Raw genomic sequence first — 18,785 nt, 5'->3', positions numbered from 1 at the left:
GAATGACGTGTTTTAGTTATATTTTCTCTGCCAATGTTAATGCTTTTTTCAAAGCAGCTAATTTGTTATTTACTTCTTGTAGTTCTCCTTCTTCTGAGGATTTCATTACAATTCCTGCTCCTGCTTGGTAATACAACGTATTGCTTTTACTTACAAATGAACGAATGGCAATTGCTAAATTTACACTATTATCTAACCCAATAAAACCAACTGCTCCACCATAAAAACCACGTGTTTGATTCTCATAAGTATCAATTAATTCCATTGCTTTAAATTTAGGCGCTCCACTTAAAGTTCCTGCGGGAAAAGTATCACCAACAATTTTAATAGCTTCGCCTTTTGGTTTCCCTTGAACTGTTGAAACTAAATGAATTACGTGACTAAAATATTGTACTTCTTTAAACACCTCAACATTTACATTGCTTGCGTGTTTACTTAAATCGTTACGCGCTAAATCCACTAACATTACGTGTTCGGCGGTTTCTTTTTGATCATTTGAAAGTTTTTCACCCAACAAAATATCTTTTGCCATATCACCAGTTCTTCTAAATGTTCCAGCAATTGGATTGATGATTGCTTTCTCTGAATCAATTTTAATTTGTGCTTCTGGTGAAGAACCCATTAATTTAAAACTTCCGTAGTCGAAATAAAATAAATATGGCGAAGGGTTTATTGAACGTAATGCTCTATACACATTAAAATCATCACCTGAAAAAGATTGTTGAAACTGGCGAGATAAAACTAACTGAAAAACATCACCACGTTTACAATGCATTTTTGCTTTGGCAACATTATTTTTGAAATATTCATCGGTACAATTTGAAGATTCTTGCCCTTCCATTTCAAACTTATACAAACCATAAGTACGAGCATTTATTAGAGTTTGCATTTCTTCAATTCTTGACTCCTCGCCTTCTTCAATGTTTTCAATCAACGTTAATTCATCATTAAAATGATTAATAACTATAATAAAACGGAAGAAACTAAATTGTAAATCTGGAATTTCAGAAGGTGCTTTTTCAGCCTTTAATTTTATAGTCTCAAAATACTGAATTGAATTGTAAGAAATATATCCATAAAAACCGTTAAACGATTTTATTTCGTCACTACAATCTACATCTACTGTTTGCTTATAATTTTCAAAAATTGAATAAAAATCTCTATTGATTTCTTTTGCATCCAATTCTTTATTTTTATAACTATACGTAAACTTGTTTTTATCAGCTTTTAATGTAACTATTGGATCGGCACAAATAAAGGTGAAACTTTCTTCTTTACTGTGATAATCTGAACCTTCTAACAATAAACTATTGGCATACTTATCTCTAATTTTAGAGTACAAACCAACTGGAGTTACCGTATCAGAAAGCTGATGTTTAGAAATTGTTTTAAATTTTAGTTTTTCCATTATGTTGTATAAAAAAAGGACTTATCACGAGATAAGTCCTTTTAAGTTTTATATTATTTTTTTAAATATAACAGGTTTCTCGCTTATTGTATAAGAGAGTTCCACCACCAAGTTGTATTTAAATTATTGTTTTTCATTATTTAGGTACAAATGTAACATAGATTTTTAATTGTACAAATTATTCATTGAAAAATTATTTTATTAAATTTGATAAAAACATATTTATGAAAAATTCATACTTAATAGCTTTATTTTTTACAATATTTGTAATAGGAACATCATTTTCACAAGACAAATTAAAAGGTAATAGAGAAATTACAACAGAAGAAAGAGAAATAGCTGAATTTGACAAAATTGAAGTTATTGACAATGTTGAAGTAGAACTACTTTACAATGAAAATCAAGATTTAAAAGTAAAAGCAGATTCTAACCTTCTAAATGCAATTATTACTGAAGTTAATGATGGTATTCTTACCATAAAAACTTCAACTAAAATTACTAGAAAAAAAGAGCTTAAAATAATTATTCAAGTTAATAATTATTTAACTGAAATTAATGCATACAACAATGCTAAAATTAAAACTACCAACGTTTTAAACATAGACTCCTTAACAGTAAATGCTTTTGATAATGCAGATTTTAGTTTAAAATTGAACGCTAAAATTGTAACTGTAAACGCTAAAAAAAACAGCGACTTAAATTTAGAAATTCTTACAAATGATTTGTTTGTAAATACAATTCAAAACAGTGCAATTAAAGGTAATGTAAACTCTCAAAACACGTTTATTTCATTAACAGAAAAATCTGATATTTCTTTTAAAGGTAATTCAGAAAATTTAGAATTAAAAGCTATTGGAAATGGACATTTTATAGGAAAAGAATTCTCTATTAAAAATGCTATTGTAAACACAGAAAATAATGCTGACGCTTTTATAAATGCTTCAGAAACTATTGATATTTCTACCATAAACACCTCTGAAGTTTATATTTATTCAAATCCAAAAATTACTATTACTAATTTTTTGGATAAAGCTTCAATACATAAAAGAGAATTATAACAAACTTAATATTTGAACTACAATAATTAACAATACCATTGCTATTGGATATACTGTAGCATAAGCAACTGCAGGCGCATCAGTATCTACTAAATTATCAACTGCTGCTAAACCTGGCGTACTTGTCATACTACCTGTTAATGTTCCTAAAATTGTAAGTATATTTATTTTAAGTACGTAAATAGCCATTACTGTTGTAATAATCATAGGTATTAGCGTAATTGCAATACCATAAACAAATAATTCTATACCGTACTCTAAAAAAGTTTCTACCAAACTAGACCCTGCGCTTGTACCTACTGCTGCTAAGAAAAAGAGCAGTCCAAATTGTCTTAATAATTGATTGGCAGCACCAGTCATAGTCCACATAATTGGTCCTGTTTTACCAGTTCTACCTAGTACTAAAGCCACTAATAAAATTCCTCCAGTTAATCCTAAACTAAATGAGAATGAGCTAAAGTTTATACTTAATTTACCAACTAAAATTCCTAATAAAATTCCAGCTGCAATTGGCATAAAATCTGTATTCGATAATTTACTTGTGTCATCTCCAAATATTCTACTTACGTGCTTCATAGTATCTTTATGACACACTACAATTAGTTTATCTCCAAACTGTAATTTTGCTGATGGACTTGGAGAGATATTAATACCCGAACGACGAATTCTAGTAACTGTAGCTCGGTAAGTTTCTAAAATATTTAATTGCCCTAATGTTTTTTTAACAACATCTTTATTAGTTACTAATACCGATCTAATGTCAAAATTATTATCTGAAGGTATTTCTTGCTCGGTTTCACTACCAATTAATAATTTAACACGCTCCAAAGCATCGTTTGTACCAACAGCCTTTACAATATCTCCCTTATGAAAAACAATTTTTGGGTCTGGCACAATTACTTCATCATTATGCATTATCCTCGAAATCACAGCCTTGGTCATAAAGCGAATATTTAATTCACCCAAAGTTTTACCAATAACACTTTCATTTTCAACTACAAAATACTTTCTTGTTATTTCTGGAAATCCTGTAAGAACTTCTTTTTTATAAATATCTTCTTCTTTTTTTAAGTTAATACGAAGAATTTTAGGTAAAAAACTTACAAATAAAATAACTCCAATTACACCAAACGGATAACCAATACCATAACCAATAGAAGCTAACGGAGAACCTGTCGCATCAATTGCAGCTGCTAACCCAGGTGTACTTGTTAAAGATCCGTTTAACAATCCAATACATAAATTTTTATCGATACCTAAAAAGTAAAAAATACAAAATGTAATTAAACCTGCACTTACTATAAGTACACTTGCCAATAATGCTAACTCTCTACCATTCTTTTTAAAAGATTCAAAAAAACTTGGACCAGCTTGGATACCAATTGTAAAAATAAATAATACCAAACCTAAATATTGAAAATCTTTTGGGATAACAACCCCAAAATGTCCAAATACTAAGGCAACAAAAATAACTGCAGAAACATCTAAAGAAATTCCTTTTATTTTTATTCTACCAATAATAAACCCAATTAAAATAATTAGAAATAACACAAAGTAACTGTTGGTAAGTAAATTCATAATCTCTTTTTTTGAATTGCAAAATTAATTAGTAATGGCTTTTAATTCATCTTTTATTTTCTGTATTAACGAAAACGATTTATTTATAAAAATAAAAAACCCAAGTTAAAACTTGGGTTTTTAAATATATTTAATTAGTTTTTAAATTAACGCTCCTAAATAACGCTCAGCATCTAAAGCTGCCATACATCCAGTACCAGCAGCAGTTACAGCTTGCCTATACTCCTTATCTTGAACATCTCCAGCTGCAAAAACACCTGGTAAATTTGTTTTTGTAGATTTACCCTTGGTAATTAAATAACCTGTCTCATCCATTTCTAAAACATTTTTAAAAATATCTGTATTAGGTTTGTGTCCAATAGCAACAAATAAACCTGTAACATCAATTACTTCTTTTTCACCAGTTTGGTTATTAACAGCTCTAACACCTTCAACAACATTATCTCCTAAAACCTCATCTAACTCGGTATTATATTTCACTTCAATATTAGCCGTTTTTTCAACTCTATGTTGCATTGCTTTTGAAGCTCTCATATAATCTTTTCTAACTAACATTGTAACCTTGTTACAGATATTAGATAAATAAGTTGCTTCTTCAGCAGCAGTATCTCCAGCTCCAATTACAACAACATCTTGTCCTTTATAAAAGAAACCATCACAAGTTGCGCAAGCAGAAACTCCACCACCAATTAAACGTTGTTCACTTTCTAAACCTAAATATTTAGCTGTTGCTCCTGTTGAAATAATTACAGATTCAGCCTCAATTAAAGTAGAACCATCTACTGTAACTTTATGCACACCACCAACCTCTTTACTAAAATCAACTTCCGTAACCAAACCAAAACGAACTTCAGTTCCAAAACGCTCAGCTTGACTTTTCAAATCTTCCATCATAGCAGTACCATCTGTACCTTTTGGATATCCCGGAAAATTATCAACTTCTGTTGTAGTTGTTAATTGCCCACCCATTTGCATACCAGTATACATTACAGGTTTCAAATCAGCTCTTGAAGCATAAATTGCAGCAGTATACCCTGCTGGTCCAGAACCAATTATCAAACATTTTATTCTCTCTATATTTTCTGACATATTATATGTTTTTATTTTTTTCTGAAACAAATTTAGGATATAAATACTAAAATTGTACACCATTGTTTATAATTTTTAATAATGCAATTATAAGCTTTTACAATAAGCAATATTTTTAGCTTTCATTTTTCTTTATTTAAGTAATTTTGCACTACAATTATTACCTATGAATATTAAAAACACTATTGCATCTGCAAATCAATTAGACAAAGTACTTAAAGAAAACTTAGCAGTACTATTATATTTTAAAACAAATTCTTGCATAGTTGGCGAAGCTGTAGAACCTAAAGTTGTAGAGTTACTAGCTTCATATTTTCCTAAAATAAAAAGCTACAGTGTTGATATGGAGACCAATGCAGATATTACAGCAAAATATACAGCTTTTGTAGAACCAACGGTTATCTTATTTTTTGATGGTAAAGAAACCATAAAAAAAAGCAGAAGTTTTAGCATTGAGGAACTAAAACAAGTAATTGACAGACCTTACCAACTTATTTTTAATTAAATGCTTGCATAAACAATATTTAGTTTTATATTTGCATTCCGAAATTATTCGGGGTGTAGCGTAGCCCGGTTATCGCGCCACGTTTGGGACGTGGAGGCCGCAGGTTCGAATCCTGCCACCCCGACAAAAAACTCGTTTTTCTTTACAGATTAGCGAGTTTTTTTTATGCTTTAAAAGTAATAAAAGTTCAATTACCTAGTTTTAAAGGATAATTTTAATAAAATAAAAAATAAATATGGTAGAGGTTAAAATAATTTTCTTTGTTTTAGGAATGTTTTTTGGAGTTAATTACTGCCACATAGGTTCAGAATTGGTAACAGTATCTATTGATCCACAAACCAAAACCATGGTTATTCAACAAGAAAACCTATGCACTATTCTAAAATCAAAAAACGATAGTTTAAACCTAAAAAATGAAATAGATACCATTATTAATAATATTTGGTCTCCTCTTTTAAAAAAATACAAGTCTAAACACATAGAATTTCAAACAGACAAAAACAATCTCTTAAATGCAACAATTACACTTGAATATAACACCTCTAAAGATTTAGAAGATTTTGGTTTAGACTTAAATTCTGATGGAGAATATTCTTTAATTAATATTCCTAATTGGAATATACAATCTAACGATGGAAAATTAACAGGTAATTATTGGAATTTTGAAGTTCATAAAAGGTTTACTTTTACAATGAGAGGGATTAAAATACCATCTAAAACTTCTGATTTAAAAATAGAAAGTATTACAGATTTATGGAATGAACATAAAAAAAGGTAATTTTTAATTTATTCTACCCAATTACAAATAACTCTTATAAACTCTTCCTCCTCAAAAGGTTTTGATAAATAATCATTCATTCCTGCAATTATACACTTCTCCCTTTCCCCTTCAATAACATTTGCTGTTAAAGCAATAACTGGCAGATCTAATTTTAATTCTTCTCTAATAATTTCTGTTGCTTTATAACCATTTAATACAGGCATTTGGATGTCCATTAGAACTAAATCACATTGATTTTCTTTTAAATAATTTACAGCTTCTTCTCCATCTCCAACTTCAGAAACTTCTACTTTAAATTCTTTTAAAATTAATGCAGCAATCATTCTATTCATAATATTATCATCAACAACAAGTATTTTTTTCCCTTTTAAATTAGTAGAAGTTGTAACCACATTATCTTTCCCCTCTATATCTAACTCTGTTCCTTTATCTAAAGGAAAACTAATAAACACAGTAGTTCCTTTATTTTTTTCACTTTCTACAAAAATAGCACCACCCATATTGTTTATTAAAGACTTAGTAATAGCCATTCCTAAACCTGTACCTCCAAAGTTTTTACTTTTGGCTCCATATTCTTGAGTAAATTTCTCAAATAATTTCTCTAAAAATAACGAATCCATACCTACGCCTGTATCCGTAATTTTTATTTCTATTTCTTGCACATTGTCTGTTTCTTTCAAAACTTTACAACTAATATCTACACTACCTACTTCTGTAAATTTTATGGCATTTGAAATTATGTTTAATAATATTTGATTAATTCTATACGGGTCACCAATTAATACTGGAGACAACTTAGTATCATAAAAATTATTAGTCAATTTAATTCCTTTCTCCTCTGCCTTATAGTTCATTACTTTTAATGCGTTATCTATAACTAGCTTTGGCTTAAATCCAATTTTTTCAAAAGACAACTTATTGGCTTCCAATTTTGATAAATCAAGTATATCATTAATTATAACCAATAGGTTTTCAGAGGCTGTTGATATATTGTATAAATAGCTTTGTTGTTCGTCATTTAAACTAGTTTTTTTCAATTGACGACTCATACCCATAATAGCATTCATTGGTGTTCTAATTTCATGGCTCATATTTGCCAAAAAATTATGTTTAGAACGCGCCAACTCTTCTGTTTTCTTTTTTGCTAATTTCAACTCTTTTTCTGCTAAAATACGAGTTGTAATATCAACTGAAAATCCAATAACATAAGGATCTTTACCAGGTTCTTCTTTTAGATAATTATTATACAAACTGTAAACAATATCTCCGTTTTTATGAAGAATTCTAAAAATACCTGTAGCTTCTTTTTCTTGCTTTATTTTTGTTAAATACTCATCATAAAACATAATTTTATCATCTTCAGGCATAAAATCTATAAGCCTACGATCTAGTACTTCATCTTCATCATATCCAAACATTTTTTTCACCATAGGATTAACAGTAAGCAACCTACCCTCTAAATCATGTGTAGTTACAATTGCCAAAGTATGATCTATTACGTCTCTATACTTTTTCTCACTTTGTTCTATTTGATGCTGAATATTTTTAATTTTGGTAATATCTTCTTCAATAGCAAAATAATTTGTCATTTTACCATTTTTATCAAAAATTGGCTGTCCGTTAATTCTTAACCAATACCTTTCTCCTGATTTTTTATAATTTAAAACTTCACATGTAAAAGGTTTTGAATCTCTAATTTCAGACCTCATGTAATCTACTATTTCAGAATTGGTCTCTTCTCCTTGTAAAAAAGCACCGGGAGTTTTACCTAATACTTCATTTAATTTGTAACCAGTTAATTCTTCAAAGGCTCTATTTACCCAATTTATTTTACCATTAGAATCTGTAATAATTACAGCATTTATGGTTTCTTGAACAATTAGAGATAGCTTTTCTAATTCCTTTTGATTTATTTTTTGCTCGGTAATATCTCTTCCGTAAATATTTATATAACCTTCATCTGGCATTGCCACACAATCAAGAGAATAATCAACTTCATTAGATCTAATCTCAAAACTCTTCCTTTTAACACTTTTATCAATTCCTGAGGCTAATAATTTAAAAAACAAATCAATACGATAATTACTACCTTCATATTCTATAAAATCTAGATTTGAAGCTGCAGGGTTGTTTTGTATTATTTCTCCTTTATAATTAATTCTAATATTTGGATCTGGGTTTTGTGTTGGAAATAGAGCTATATTATAATATTCCTTAGATAGTTTTTTTAAATCATTTTTTTGATTACTTATTATTGATACTAATTCTCTAAGCTCTTCATTTGTAATTTCAACTGTTTTTAAAACATGAAGTAAATCTATAAGCGGATCTTGAATTGCAAAATCATCAATAACTAGGTTATTTTCAATTACTGCTTCCATAGAATCTAGCCAAGGAGAACCAACAAACAATATTTCATTAGTATTTTTTAAATATTCAAATTGCCCTCTCATCATTCCTTTTTCACTTGAGCAAGGGCTTAAAACTACTAACTGATTTTTTAGAGCTACTAAATCTTTAAAAGTTTCTATTTCCGTAAGTGGCCTAGGAATTGAAAAGAATTGATTAAATAATGCACCATTTTCTATTGGAACAATTTTTTTTAAAGACATTCCTGAATTAACAATTTTCAAGTCCTTATCTATTAAAACATAAAAAGGGAAAAATCTGTTGAATTGTTCTTCATCAAAAGAAAAAGATCGAGCCATAAGTTACCAGTTTACTTTAAATATTTCGTGAGTACTTCCCTCACTTCTCGCTTGCAGCAGTTCTATATCAACCTCAACTTCGTAAGTTTTACATAAACCGCTTAGTATTCCTCTTACAAATTCCTGCAAACCTTCTCTTTTTGAATGATAGTGTATATGTATTGAATTTTCTTCTATATCACTAACTTTAAATTCTGGAGGTGTTAATTTAGGGTACATCAACATAATTCGATTATGAAACGAAGGAAGGTTTACTAAAAATGTTTTTAAATTTTCTCCTCCAGCTTGTAATAATGCACCATACTTTTCTTTACCAGTTCTTAATATCCACCATTCTCCAAAAGTATGAAGAATATCCTCAGCTGGAATACCTAATACTTCTGAAGCCGTAACTACCAAGTTATAAGTAACATCGTCATCATAAGGCTCATTACTTAAAAAAAAATCAATATCTACTCCACTTTTTTCTTTTATTGCAACCCATTGATCTTCTCCAAATTTCTCTGTTATTAAATCTTGAATTGATTTATTTACTATTCCGTACATATGTTTTTAGATAATTAAATTTCGTAAAAAGATGTGATTGTCATAGTTTGATTATGCAATTGACAATCTCCCCCTTCATTAAATGGAGATATTTCTCCATAAGAATAAAAACCAGCTAATATTGTTTCGTTATTAAAAGCTTTACTAACAGCTTTTATTTCTGCTTCTGTCTGTTCTCCTAAAACAAGTTTTCTTCCAATACAACTTATTAACAAAGCAAAATCTGGTTTTACTTTATTTTCCTTAATAGTTTCAAAGGCAGCTTCAGAAGCAGCATTAGTAATTTTATTTAGGTTTGCTTTCATAAACCTCACTGTTGAACCTTCTGGAATATCTCCAGCAAAAGTCATACTTTTTTCTTTTTCATTAACCGAAAGAATTGTTCGAACAATTGGTTTAGTAGCTCCAGGAATTACAACTGACAATGGAAATAAAAGTGCAGATCCCGGTAAATTTTCAGATTCAGGTCCCAAATACTTTTTATATAGTTCAAGCGCATTCTGACCTTCTAACTCATACAGTACGTTGTTAGATGACTTTGAAACTCTTTTTTCAAGGCCAAAAATATCCCAACCTCCCTGCATTCCATGGGTAACATGCAAGTTATTACCATAAAATCCTACAACAATAACTTCTCCCTCTTTTGGCTGCTTATTTAACCCTAATAAAGTAGATTCAAAATTTGCGCCATCTCCTGCAAGACCTCCCGTTATTAAATTATTTTTATTTATTTCTGTAGACATTCCTTTTACAAGTTCACTACCATTTACCAAGCTCCCTTCAGACAACACCATTGCATAGGTTAAATTCTTTTTTGGTAATTTTTTCAATAAACCAACACCAGCTTTGTAACTATTATCATAATCTTTAATATTAACTGATGCAGCTTTTATAGTAGTTTTTTCAAATTCTAAGGCTACAGCTACCAATGAATCATCATTTACACTATCTTGATAAATTTCTCCAGATGTACTACATATAGCTATTTCTGCCGAAGGAAATTTTTCTTTAATATTAGAATAAATACTTTCATCCTGAAGTATTTCTTTGGAACCAAAACACAAAACAAGATTTATTTCTTTAATATTAACTGACTGACTTTTATCATGTTCAGACCAAATACCATCTAAAAATTGGTAAAGTGATGTTCTCATAAAGTAATTTTAAATTTAAAAAAAGAATCATTTCTAAGCTTTACTTTAAATACTTAGTTAAAAAAGCAAACTTTAAACAATTGTCTTGCAATATAAAAAAAAGTTTATCATTTCTCTGTCAAAACAAAATTTTTTAGATTAAAAAAAATCAAAATAATTATAAATTTTCAACATCCAATCAAATACAGTTTATTAGACTTAAACTGTATTTTATTGTAAAAAAATTGCTATTTATCAATATATTCAATATATTAGTAAAAAATTATAAAACCCTATATTTTATGAAAATTACTATTGTTGGAAGTGGATATGTTGGTCTTGTTACCGGCGCTTGTTTTTCTGAAGTAGGTATTAACGTGGTTTGTGTTGATATCGACAGTAAAAAAATTGAAAACCTTAATAAAGGTATTATACCTATTTATGAGCCAGGTCTTGAAGACATGATTACCCGAAATATGAATAAGGGGCGTTTGAGTTTTACAACAAGTATTGAAACTGCAGTAAAAGAATCTGAAGTTGTATTTATTTCTGTTGGAACGCCGCCAGATGAAGACGGAAGTGCAGATTTAAAATATGTTTTGGCTGTTGCTAGAGATTGCGGTAAACATATGACTGATTACACTTTAATAGTTACCAAAAGTACAGTACCTGTGGGTACATCCCTTAAAGTAAAAGAAGCTGTTCAAGATGAGTTAAATAAAAGAAACGTATCTATTGAATTTGATGTTGCCTCTAACCCAGAATTTTTAAAAGAAGGAGCTGCAATTAATGATTTCTTAAAACCAGATAGAATTGTAGTTGGTTTAAATAGCGAAAGAGCTGAAAGTTTAATGTCTAGTTTATATAAACCTTTTACTCTAAATGGTCACCCTGTAATTTTCATGGATATTGTTTCTGCTGAAATGACTAAATATGCAGCGAATGCAATGCTTGCTACTAAAATTAGTTTTATAAACGATATTGCAAACCTTTGCGAAATTGTTGGAGCTGACGTTAATAAAGTACGTAAAGGTATCGGTTCAGATACGCGAATAGGACATAAATTTATTTACCCAGGAATTGGATACGGTGGTTCATGTTTTCCAAAAGATGTTCAAGCATTAATTAGAACAGCAGATGAAAATAATTACAATTTACAAGTACTTCAAGCTGTTGAATCGGTTAATAAATATCAAAAATTAGTGTTATTTAATAAAATCAACTCATACTATAACGGAGATTTAAAAGGTAAAACTATTGGTGTTTGGGGACTTTCTTTCAAACCACAAACAGATGATATGCGTGAAGCACCAGCTTTATACATAATTAATAGTCTTTTAGAAGCTGGAGCAGTTGTTAAAGCGTATGACCCTGTGGCTCTTGAAGAAGCTAAACATCATTTTGGAGACCGTATTACTTATTGTGATGAGCAATATGAAACACTTATAGATGCAGATTGTTTAGCCATACTTACTGAATGGCCAGAATTTAAATTTCCAAGTTTTAAAATAATAAAAAAACTACTAAGTAAACCATTAGTTTTTGACGGTAGAAATATTTACGATAGAGATGAAATGGCAAAATATGGATTTGAATATTTCTGTATTGGTGTTCGATCAAAAAAACCTGAATTGGAGACTCTTTCCGTATAACTTTATATTAAAAAATTCAACCTTACACGACGACTATGGTACGAAAAAAAATACTGATTACTGGAGGTGCAGGATTTGTAGGCTCCAACTTATGCGAACGTTTATTAAATGAAGGAAATGAGGTTTTTTGTCTTGATAACTTTTTTACGGGACAAAAACAAAATGTTGTTCATTTATTAGACAACCCATATTTTGAATTAATTAGACATGATGTTACAAGTCCTTTTTTTATTGAAGCAGATGAGATTTACAACCTTGCCTGTCCGGCTTCACCTGTACATTATCAATACAACCCTATAAAAACAATAAAAACCTCTGTTATGGGGGCTATAAACATGCTAGGGTTAGCAAAGCGAATTAAAGCTAAGATACTTCAAGCATCTACAAGTGAAGTTTATGGAGACCCCTTAGTACATCCTCAATCTGAAGAATACTGGGGGCATGTAAACCCTATTGGAATACGTTCATGTTATGACGAAGGTAAACGTTCTGCAGAAACATTATTCATGGATTATAATAGACAGAATAATGTAAATGTTAAAATCATACGTATTTTCAATACGTATGGACCAAACATGCATCCTGATGACGGAAGAGTAGTATCTAATTTTATAGTTCAAGCTTTACAAAATCAAGATATTACTGTTTATGGTGAAGGACAACAAACAAGAAGTTTTCAATATGTTGATGATTTAGTGGATGGAATGATTAAAATGATGGGCACACCTAATGAGTTTACAGGACCTGTAAACATGGGAAACCCCAATGAATTTACTATTCTTGAATTAGCCGAAAAAGTAATAAAACTTACCGGTTCAAAATCTAAAATAGTATTCAAACCTCTACCTTCTGATGATCCTATGATGCGACAACCAGATATAACCCTTGCTAAAAAAGAGTTAGATTGGTCACCAAAAATAGAGTTAGATGAAGGGCTGTCAAAAACTATACATTTTTTTAAATCTATAATTTAATTTTACAACTTACCGTTTTAAATAAGTAAACTTAATTGAATATAATTATATATTTAAAAATCACTTAAATATATAATTATATTCAAAATTAAGCTAATGCATGTAGACATCAAGTAATTACCGCAATTTAAAACTGAAGTAATTCATTTACAAAAATGTAATACATAATAAATATTATCATGAATTTATCAGAAAACTCAAATCTTTCAAACAATAAATTATACAACCTTGATGTAATTGACAAAATGTGTCGTGGAAATAAAGAACAAATTATAAAAATGGTTGAAGTATTTATTGATCAAATTTCAGAAGCTATTTTAGAAATGGAAGCTGCATATTCTGAAAATGATATTGTAAAATTTAAAAAAATCACTCATAAAATTAAACCTACTTTAACTTATTATGGAACCTCTACGTTAGAAAAAAAACTAGTTCTTACAGAAAATTTGGTTTCAAAAGAAATTCCTTCAGATGAATTAAAATTAGAAATTTCAAATCTTAAATCTATCTCTAAGGAAGTTATTAATGAAATGAAAAACGATTTTAAAATAACTAATATATAAAATAATGAAGAAGAAAATACTAATTTTAGATGATGAAACAAGTATTTGCATGTTATTGCAAAATTTTCTTTCACAAGACTATGACGTTATTACAAAACATAATCCTTTAGACGCTCTTGAATGGCTGGAAGACAATCTACCAGATCTTATAATCTGTGACATTCAAATGCCTAAAATGGATGGGTATGAATTTTTAACCAAGGTCCGTCAACAAGGTTTTACAAAGCACACACCTATTATAATGTTATCTGGACGTGCAGAAAGTAAAGAGCGTATAAAATGTTATAGACTTGGAGCACAAGATTACCTTACAAAACCTTTTAATCCAGAAGAACTTGAAGAATTGGTTAAAAAAAATCTCTATCCCATACATTATGCCATAGAGTGGTAACAATTAAATATAATATTGCAATTTAACAAAAGTCCCTATGAGTTTAAATATTAATATTTTATACATCGGAAACAAAGCAAATTATTTTAGCTTAGAAGAACATAAAAACTGGTCTATTACAACTTTAGACAATAGCGTTAAAGCCACTAAATATTTGCAGTCTAATAAAAATCCTGACGCTATAATTTGCGATTATCATTTGCCAGGAAACAATGGAATATTTCTTTATGATTGGATTAGAGAACAAAAAAAATATGATCTTATTCCTTTTATTTTACTATCCAAAGAATTTAATTCAGAAATTTATAAAACAGCATTTAAGAAGAAAATTGACGATTTTTATATACCGTCAGTTACTAACCCTTCCGATATTTTAAATAGAATAGAGTATCTATGTACTTATAGAAAACCTATAAGTAAAAAAGAGGCACCAAAAATTAAACAAGAAGTTTATAAAATGCCTCTAATAAAACGTGTTTTTGATATTTTTGTAGCATCTTCTGTACTTCTTGTAGCTTCACCATTTTTATTACTAATTATATTAGCTATCCGATTAGAATCAAAAGGGAAAGTATATTACATATCAAAACGTGTTGGTAGAAAAACTTTCGATTTTTACAAACTAAGATCGATGCGAACAGGATCGGACGAACTATTAAAAAAGTTAGCGAAAGAAAAAAATCAATACAATAAAGAAGAAACAAAAACCGAAAACAACCCATTAGATATACCTTGCCCAAAATGCAGTGCATTACCAGACGGACAGTCATGCTCTCCAATTATGCATATTGACACTCATCAAATTTGTGACTATTGGTTTAATGTTCAAAAAAGAACAGCAGCTAAAAACAATTCAACATTTGTAAAAATTGTTGACGACCCACGTATTACAAGAGTTGGTAAGTTTATTAGAAATACAAGTATAGATGAATTACCACAATTAATAAATGTACTAAAGGGAGATATGTCTATTGTAGGTAACAGACCTTTACCGGTTTATGAAGCAGAATTACTAACTGGAGATGATTTATCGAAACGATTTTTGGCCCCTCCAGGAATTACAGGCTTATGGCAAGTAGAACTTAGGGGAAAAGGCGGAAACATGTCTGAAGAAGAAAGAATGCGTTTAGACAATGAGTATGCAGATCAATTTAAAGATGACAACTATTCCTTTTGGTATGATATTAAACTAATATTAAGAACCATACCTGCTTTATTACAATCAGACACTGTTTAAGTAAAATTTATATCTGAATAATAATGAACAAACTATTTAAAATACTATTAATTTTAACCTTAACAATTATTTGTTTTAATAAATCACAAGCTCAAACATCAAAAACAGATAATATAACACTAAAAGGCAGCGAATTTAACTTCCCTCCTCTTAATGCTGTTATAGATTCTGTTTTAAAGCGCAGTGCTATGTTAAGTTTTAGAAAACATGGTATTGGAGTTAAGGAGTCCACGTTAAAATCTGAACGCTTATATTGGACCAAAAACATTGGTATTCAAGCAACTTCGCAATATGGTACAATCAGTAGTTTTTCTACTAGTGAAGAAAGCACATCGAATATTTCTACATTAACAACTCAAGACCAGTTAAATTATAGTGTAGGTTTATATTTAAAACTTCCATTATTTGATGGTTTAAACAGAAAACATCAACTTAAACTAGCAAAATTAGAGGTTGAAGCTGCAAAAAGTATGGCTAAAGCTCAAGAAGAAGAAATAAGACAAAGGGTTATAGTATTATATCAAGAATTACTTTTAAAGAAAAAATTACTTAAAATAAAGTCTAATAGTTTAAGTGATGCGAGAGTAAATATGCAAATGGTAGAAAAAGAATTTAGAAATGGTGCGGTTCCAATATCTGAGTACGTAAGAATAAGTGGTATGACCACAAACATGGAAGCAGCATACGAAACAGCAATATCAGAATTTATTACTTCAAAAAAAATACTAGAAGATATGGCTGGGTTTGTATTTAGTTTAACACGTTCAAAATAAGTAGATGACTATAATTGATTTTGTAAGATTAATTTTAAAAAACTTAACACTACTATTGTTAGTGCCTTTTCTGCTTGGCTCTATGGTTATTGCACTAACAATGAACCCGTCGTACGAGTTTTCTTCACAAACCATTTTATACACTGGGTTAGCTACAGGTTCTTCAATTGAAATGGACAAGAAGTTTAACACACAAGCTACAAATGCAGCATTTGATAATTTAATTAACATCATTAAATCTAGAGAAACACAAGAAGAAGTTGCTGTAAGATTATTAGCGATTCATCTAATGCTTCCAGAAGCAAACCCTCAATTTATTTCAAATAAACTATATCAAGAACTTAAACAGAAAGTTCCTAAAGACTTATACAACTATATTGAAACTGGAGATAATAAACTAGAAAATAAAGATAACACCTGGATTGTTAACAACCCACTACCTCAAGAAATAAATCGTAATAACTACGAAAAAACAGTTCAGAACCTACTAACGTTAATGAGAAGTAGTACTAATAATTATGTTTATGAAATATTTAATTATGATTCTGACGAACACTATTCTCAAAAAGCCGTCTCAGGCATAAAAGCTCAAAGAATAAACAGCAGTGATTTAATAAAATTAAGTTATACTGTAAATGACCCAGGTATTTGCCAACAAACTCTTGCTATTTATAACCGAGTTTGTATAAAAAATTATAAAGACATTAAAGAAAATAGATCAGATGCTGTTGTTAAATACTTTGAAAATGAACTAAATAAAGCAAAAAAGAACTTAGATCAAGCAGAAAGTAAACTTTTAGAGTTTAATAAAACTTCTAATATTATAAATTATTACGAACAGAGTAAAGCTGTTGCTGTGGTAAAAGAAGAATTGGAGGTTGATTATAAACTAAAAAAAGCTGAATTAGCAGGGTTACAAGCAGGTACAAGACGCTTAGAAGACAAACTACAAATACAAGAAGTTATTCAAATAAAAAATAACAATATTCTTGATAAACAAAAAAAGCTTGGAAAATTAAATTATGAAATTGCTCTAATAGATGCCGAAATTAAATCTAGCAATAAAGAAGCAGATATCACAAAAATGGCTAGTTTAAAAAAACAGTCTGAAACATTAAGCAACGCAATTGAAAATAGTGTTAATGATTTATATAAATATCAAAATTCAATTGATGGGGTACAAATTTCCAAAGTACTTCCAGATTGGATGAATAAAGTGGTAGAGACTGAAAATTTAAAAGCAAAAATTCAAGTAATTGATAAACAAAAGAATGACTTTCAAAAAGTATATGAAGAATATGCCCCTGCAGGTGCTAATATGAAAAGACTTGAACGTGAAATTTCAGTTGCAGAACAAGGTTACCTAGAAATACTTCACGGGTTAAATTTAGCAAAATTAAAATTACAAGACAGTGAACTATCATCTAATTTAAAAACTGTAGACCCTCCATATTTTCCGTTATCACCAAACCCAACAAAAAGAGCAATATTAATTATTGCAGCTGCATTCTTGGGAGGTGTTTTAACTCTGGGTATTATTTTTGTTATGGAATATTTTGATGATACACTAAAAAACTCAATTAAAGCAAGTAAAATATTAAAATTACAATCTTTAGGTATGATACCTAAGATTGTTTTAGACCCTGGAGGTATTAATTTACCTTTTATTCAAAAACGATTGATTGAGATTATTACACAAAACATATTACAATATTTTGGCACTCAAAATTCAAAACAAAAAACAAAAACCATTATTGTATTTAGCACACAAAAGCTAGAAGGAAAAACAGTATTAGCCGGAAACATTGCTAAAAGATTAAAGCAAGAGGGTAAAAAAATAGTATTGCTTAATCATGATGGAGAACAAAAGTTTATTAAGCAAAAACGAAACTCTCCTATTCTAAATAAAATTTTAGGCTACCCAGATCCTCGAATAGATATAGATAATCCTTTCTTGGCAGATGTTTCAAACTATCTTGATTCTTCTGAACATTATTCTTACAACTTAGATAAACATTTTTACAACGCAAAAAATTATACAGATATTTTAAAGCAAAAAAATATTGAACTAGACTATACACCAGACTTTGTAATAATAGAATTACCTGCTATAATTTATAATAATTACTCTTCAGAATTAATTATTAATGCAGACTTAGATATTCTTGTATGTCGTTCTAATAGAGTTTGGTCAAATGCAGACGAATCTGCAATTAGCAATTTAAGAGAAGATTGTGCTTCAAAACTTAATATTATTGTTAACGGTGTTAACATAAACGAAATTGAATCTTTATTAGGAGATTTACCAAAAAAACGCACAAAGTTTAGAAAAAAAATAAAATCAATATTTAAATTTCAATTTTTTAATAAAAACCAAATATAATTATTC

General features: G+C 29.2%; 16 protein-coding genes and 1 tRNA gene. 11 read left to right on the top strand and 6 right to left on the bottom strand.

Annotated features, from left to right (window positions below):
- Nucleotides 1-16: 16 nt before the first annotated feature.
- Nucleotides 17-1,408, bottom strand: a complete 1,392-nt coding sequence (locus BLU40_RS07995) for an anthranilate synthase component I family protein (RefSeq protein WP_090122108.1) — start codon at nt 1,406-1,408, stop codon at nt 17-19.
- Nucleotides 1,409-1,632: 224 nt separating this feature from the next.
- Here BLU40_RS07995 and BLU40_RS07990 point away from each other — a divergent pair, with 224 nt between their 5' ends.
- Complete coding sequence (locus BLU40_RS07990) at nt 1,633-2,466, top strand: GIN domain-containing protein (RefSeq protein WP_090122106.1); 834 nt, start codon at nt 1,633-1,635, stop codon at nt 2,464-2,466.
- Here BLU40_RS07990 and BLU40_RS07985 read toward each other — a convergent pair.
- Together BLU40_RS07985 and trxB are read right to left on the bottom strand one after the other, a co-directional pair.
- Complete coding sequence (locus BLU40_RS07985; RefSeq protein ID WP_090122104.1) at nt 2,461-4,044, bottom strand: aspartate:alanine exchanger family transporter; 1,584 nt, start codon at nt 4,042-4,044, stop codon at nt 2,461-2,463. The two genes, BLU40_RS07990 and BLU40_RS07985, sit on opposite strands and share 6 nt — an antisense overlap.
- Before the next feature lie 141 nt (nt 4,045-4,185).
- Nucleotides 4,186-5,133, bottom strand: coding sequence for a thioredoxin-disulfide reductase (gene trxB, locus BLU40_RS07980; protein ID WP_090122103.1), 948 nt, complete (start codon nt 5,131-5,133; stop codon nt 4,186-4,188).
- A gap of 166 nt (nt 5,134-5,299) precedes the next feature.
- On the opposite strand from trxB, the gene BLU40_RS07975 reads away from it, so the two are divergent.
- The 3 genes from BLU40_RS07975 to BLU40_RS07965 all read left to right on the top strand — a co-directional run bounded on the left by BLU40_RS07975 (nt 5,300) and on the right by BLU40_RS07965 (nt 6,416).
- On the top strand, nt 5,300-5,638 hold the full coding sequence (locus tag BLU40_RS07975; RefSeq protein ID WP_090122100.1) for a thioredoxin family protein: 339 nt from the start codon (nt 5,300-5,302) through the stop codon (nt 5,636-5,638).
- 49 nt (nt 5,639-5,687) lie between these two features.
- Nucleotides 5,688-5,762: transfer RNA gene (locus tag BLU40_RS07970), tRNA-Pro, on the top strand.
- Nucleotides 5,763-5,873: 111 nt separating this feature from the next.
- Entirely contained in the window at nt 5,874-6,416 is a 543-nt protein-coding gene (locus tag BLU40_RS07965; protein WP_090122098.1) for a hypothetical protein, read from the top strand.
- 8 nt (nt 6,417-6,424) lie between these two features.
- On the opposite strand, the gene BLU40_RS07960 is transcribed toward BLU40_RS07965, so the two are convergent.
- The 3 genes from BLU40_RS07960 to BLU40_RS07950 are packed head-to-tail and all read right to left on the bottom strand — an operon-like array spanning nt 6,425 to nt 10,827.
- Complete coding sequence (locus tag BLU40_RS07960) at nt 6,425-9,127, bottom strand: PAS domain S-box protein (protein ID WP_090122097.1); 2,703 nt, start codon at nt 9,125-9,127, stop codon at nt 6,425-6,427.
- Between the two features lie 3 nt (nt 9,128-9,130).
- The gene (locus BLU40_RS07955; protein WP_090122095.1) at nt 9,131-9,673 is read right to left on the bottom strand and encodes a heme NO-binding domain-containing protein; all 543 of its coding nucleotides are present in this window, start codon (nt 9,671-9,673) and stop codon (nt 9,131-9,133) included.
- A 14-nt stretch (nt 9,674-9,687) separates the two neighbouring features.
- The gene (locus BLU40_RS07950; protein WP_090122093.1) at nt 9,688-10,827 is read right to left on the bottom strand and encodes an FIST signal transduction protein; all 1,140 of its coding nucleotides are present in this window, start codon (nt 10,825-10,827) and stop codon (nt 9,688-9,690) included.
- Nucleotides 10,828-11,108: 281 nt separating this feature from the next.
- On the opposite strand from BLU40_RS07950, the gene BLU40_RS07945 reads away from it, so the two are divergent.
- The 7 genes from BLU40_RS07945 to BLU40_RS07915 all read left to right on the top strand — a co-directional run bounded on the left by BLU40_RS07945 (nt 11,109) and on the right by BLU40_RS07915 (nt 18,779).
- A complete protein-coding gene (locus tag BLU40_RS07945; RefSeq protein WP_090122090.1) occupies nt 11,109-12,458 on the top strand; it encodes a UDP-glucose dehydrogenase family protein in 1,350 nt (449 codons plus the stop codon).
- 35 nt (nt 12,459-12,493) lie between these two features.
- Nucleotides 12,494-13,432, top strand: a complete 939-nt coding sequence (locus BLU40_RS07940) for a UDP-glucuronic acid decarboxylase family protein (RefSeq protein ID WP_090122088.1) — start codon at nt 12,494-12,496, stop codon at nt 13,430-13,432.
- Between the two features lie 179 nt (nt 13,433-13,611).
- Complete coding sequence (locus BLU40_RS07935) at nt 13,612-13,995, top strand: Hpt domain-containing protein (protein WP_090122086.1); 384 nt, start codon at nt 13,612-13,614, stop codon at nt 13,993-13,995.
- 4 nt (nt 13,996-13,999) lie between these two features.
- Complete coding sequence (locus tag BLU40_RS07930; RefSeq protein WP_090122084.1) at nt 14,000-14,386, top strand: response regulator; 387 nt, start codon at nt 14,000-14,002, stop codon at nt 14,384-14,386.
- A 37-nt stretch (nt 14,387-14,423) separates the two neighbouring features.
- Nucleotides 14,424-15,623 carry a sugar transferase gene (locus BLU40_RS07925; RefSeq protein WP_090122081.1) on the top strand — a complete coding sequence of 400 codons (1,200 nt, stop codon included), beginning with the start codon at nt 14,424-14,426 and terminating at the stop codon, nt 15,621-15,623.
- Between the two features lie 23 nt (nt 15,624-15,646).
- On the top strand, nt 15,647-16,396 hold the full coding sequence (locus tag BLU40_RS07920; RefSeq protein WP_090122078.1) for a TolC family protein: 750 nt from the start codon (nt 15,647-15,649) through the stop codon (nt 16,394-16,396).
- Nucleotides 16,397-16,400: 4 nt separating this feature from the next.
- The gene (locus BLU40_RS07915; RefSeq protein WP_090122075.1) at nt 16,401-18,779 is read left to right on the top strand and encodes an exopolysaccharide transport family protein; all 2,379 of its coding nucleotides are present in this window, start codon (nt 16,401-16,403) and stop codon (nt 18,777-18,779) included.
- Nucleotides 18,780-18,785 lie beyond the last annotated feature (6 nt).

The sequence above is a fragment of the Lutibacter oricola genome (assembly GCF_900106565.1).
GTDB lineage: Bacteria > Bacteroidota > Bacteroidia > Flavobacteriales > Flavobacteriaceae > Lutibacter > Lutibacter oricola.
This window is presented reverse-complemented; position numbering and strand designations above follow the sequence as displayed.

Excerpts from the sequence above, each read along its gene's own strand:
- BLU40_RS07915 (WP_090122075.1), top strand. The coding sequence starts at position 16,401 with ATGACTATAATTGATTTTGTAAGATTAATTTTAAAAAACTTAACACTA.
- BLU40_RS07920 (WP_090122078.1), top strand. The coding sequence starts at position 15,647 with ATGAACAAACTATTTAAAATACTATTAATTTTAACCTTAACAATTATT.
- BLU40_RS07965 (WP_090122098.1), top strand. The coding sequence starts at position 5,874 with ATGGTAGAGGTTAAAATAATTTTCTTTGTTTTAGGAATGTTTTTTGGA.
- BLU40_RS07995 (WP_090122108.1), bottom strand. The coding sequence starts at position 1,408 with ATGGAAAAACTAAAATTTAAAACAATTTCTAAACATCAGCTTTCTGAT.
- BLU40_RS07950 (WP_090122093.1), bottom strand. The coding sequence starts at position 10,827 with ATGAGAACATCACTTTACCAATTTTTAGATGGTATTTGGTCTGAACAT.
- BLU40_RS07940 (WP_090122088.1), top strand. The coding sequence starts at position 12,494 with ATGGTACGAAAAAAAATACTGATTACTGGAGGTGCAGGATTTGTAGGC.
- BLU40_RS07925 (WP_090122081.1), top strand. The coding sequence starts at position 14,424 with ATGAGTTTAAATATTAATATTTTATACATCGGAAACAAAGCAAATTAT.
- BLU40_RS07975 (WP_090122100.1), top strand. The coding sequence starts at position 5,300 with ATGAATATTAAAAACACTATTGCATCTGCAAATCAATTAGACAAAGTA.
- BLU40_RS07935 (WP_090122086.1), top strand. The coding sequence starts at position 13,612 with ATGAATTTATCAGAAAACTCAAATCTTTCAAACAATAAATTATACAAC.
- BLU40_RS07930 (WP_090122084.1), top strand. The coding sequence starts at position 14,000 with ATGAAGAAGAAAATACTAATTTTAGATGATGAAACAAGTATTTGCATG.
- BLU40_RS07960 (WP_090122097.1), bottom strand. The coding sequence starts at position 9,127 with ATGGCTCGATCTTTTTCTTTTGATGAAGAACAATTCAACAGATTTTTC.
- BLU40_RS07985 (WP_090122104.1), bottom strand. The coding sequence starts at position 4,044 with ATGAATTTACTTACCAACAGTTACTTTGTGTTATTTCTAATTATTTTA.
- BLU40_RS07955 (WP_090122095.1), bottom strand. The coding sequence starts at position 9,673 with ATGTACGGAATAGTAAATAAATCAATTCAAGATTTAATAACAGAGAAA.
- trxB (WP_090122103.1), bottom strand. The coding sequence starts at position 5,133 with ATGTCAGAAAATATAGAGAGAATAAAATGTTTGATAATTGGTTCTGGA.
- BLU40_RS07945 (WP_090122090.1), top strand. The coding sequence starts at position 11,109 with ATGAAAATTACTATTGTTGGAAGTGGATATGTTGGTCTTGTTACCGGC.
- BLU40_RS07990 (WP_090122106.1), top strand. The coding sequence starts at position 1,633 with ATGAAAAATTCATACTTAATAGCTTTATTTTTTACAATATTTGTAATA.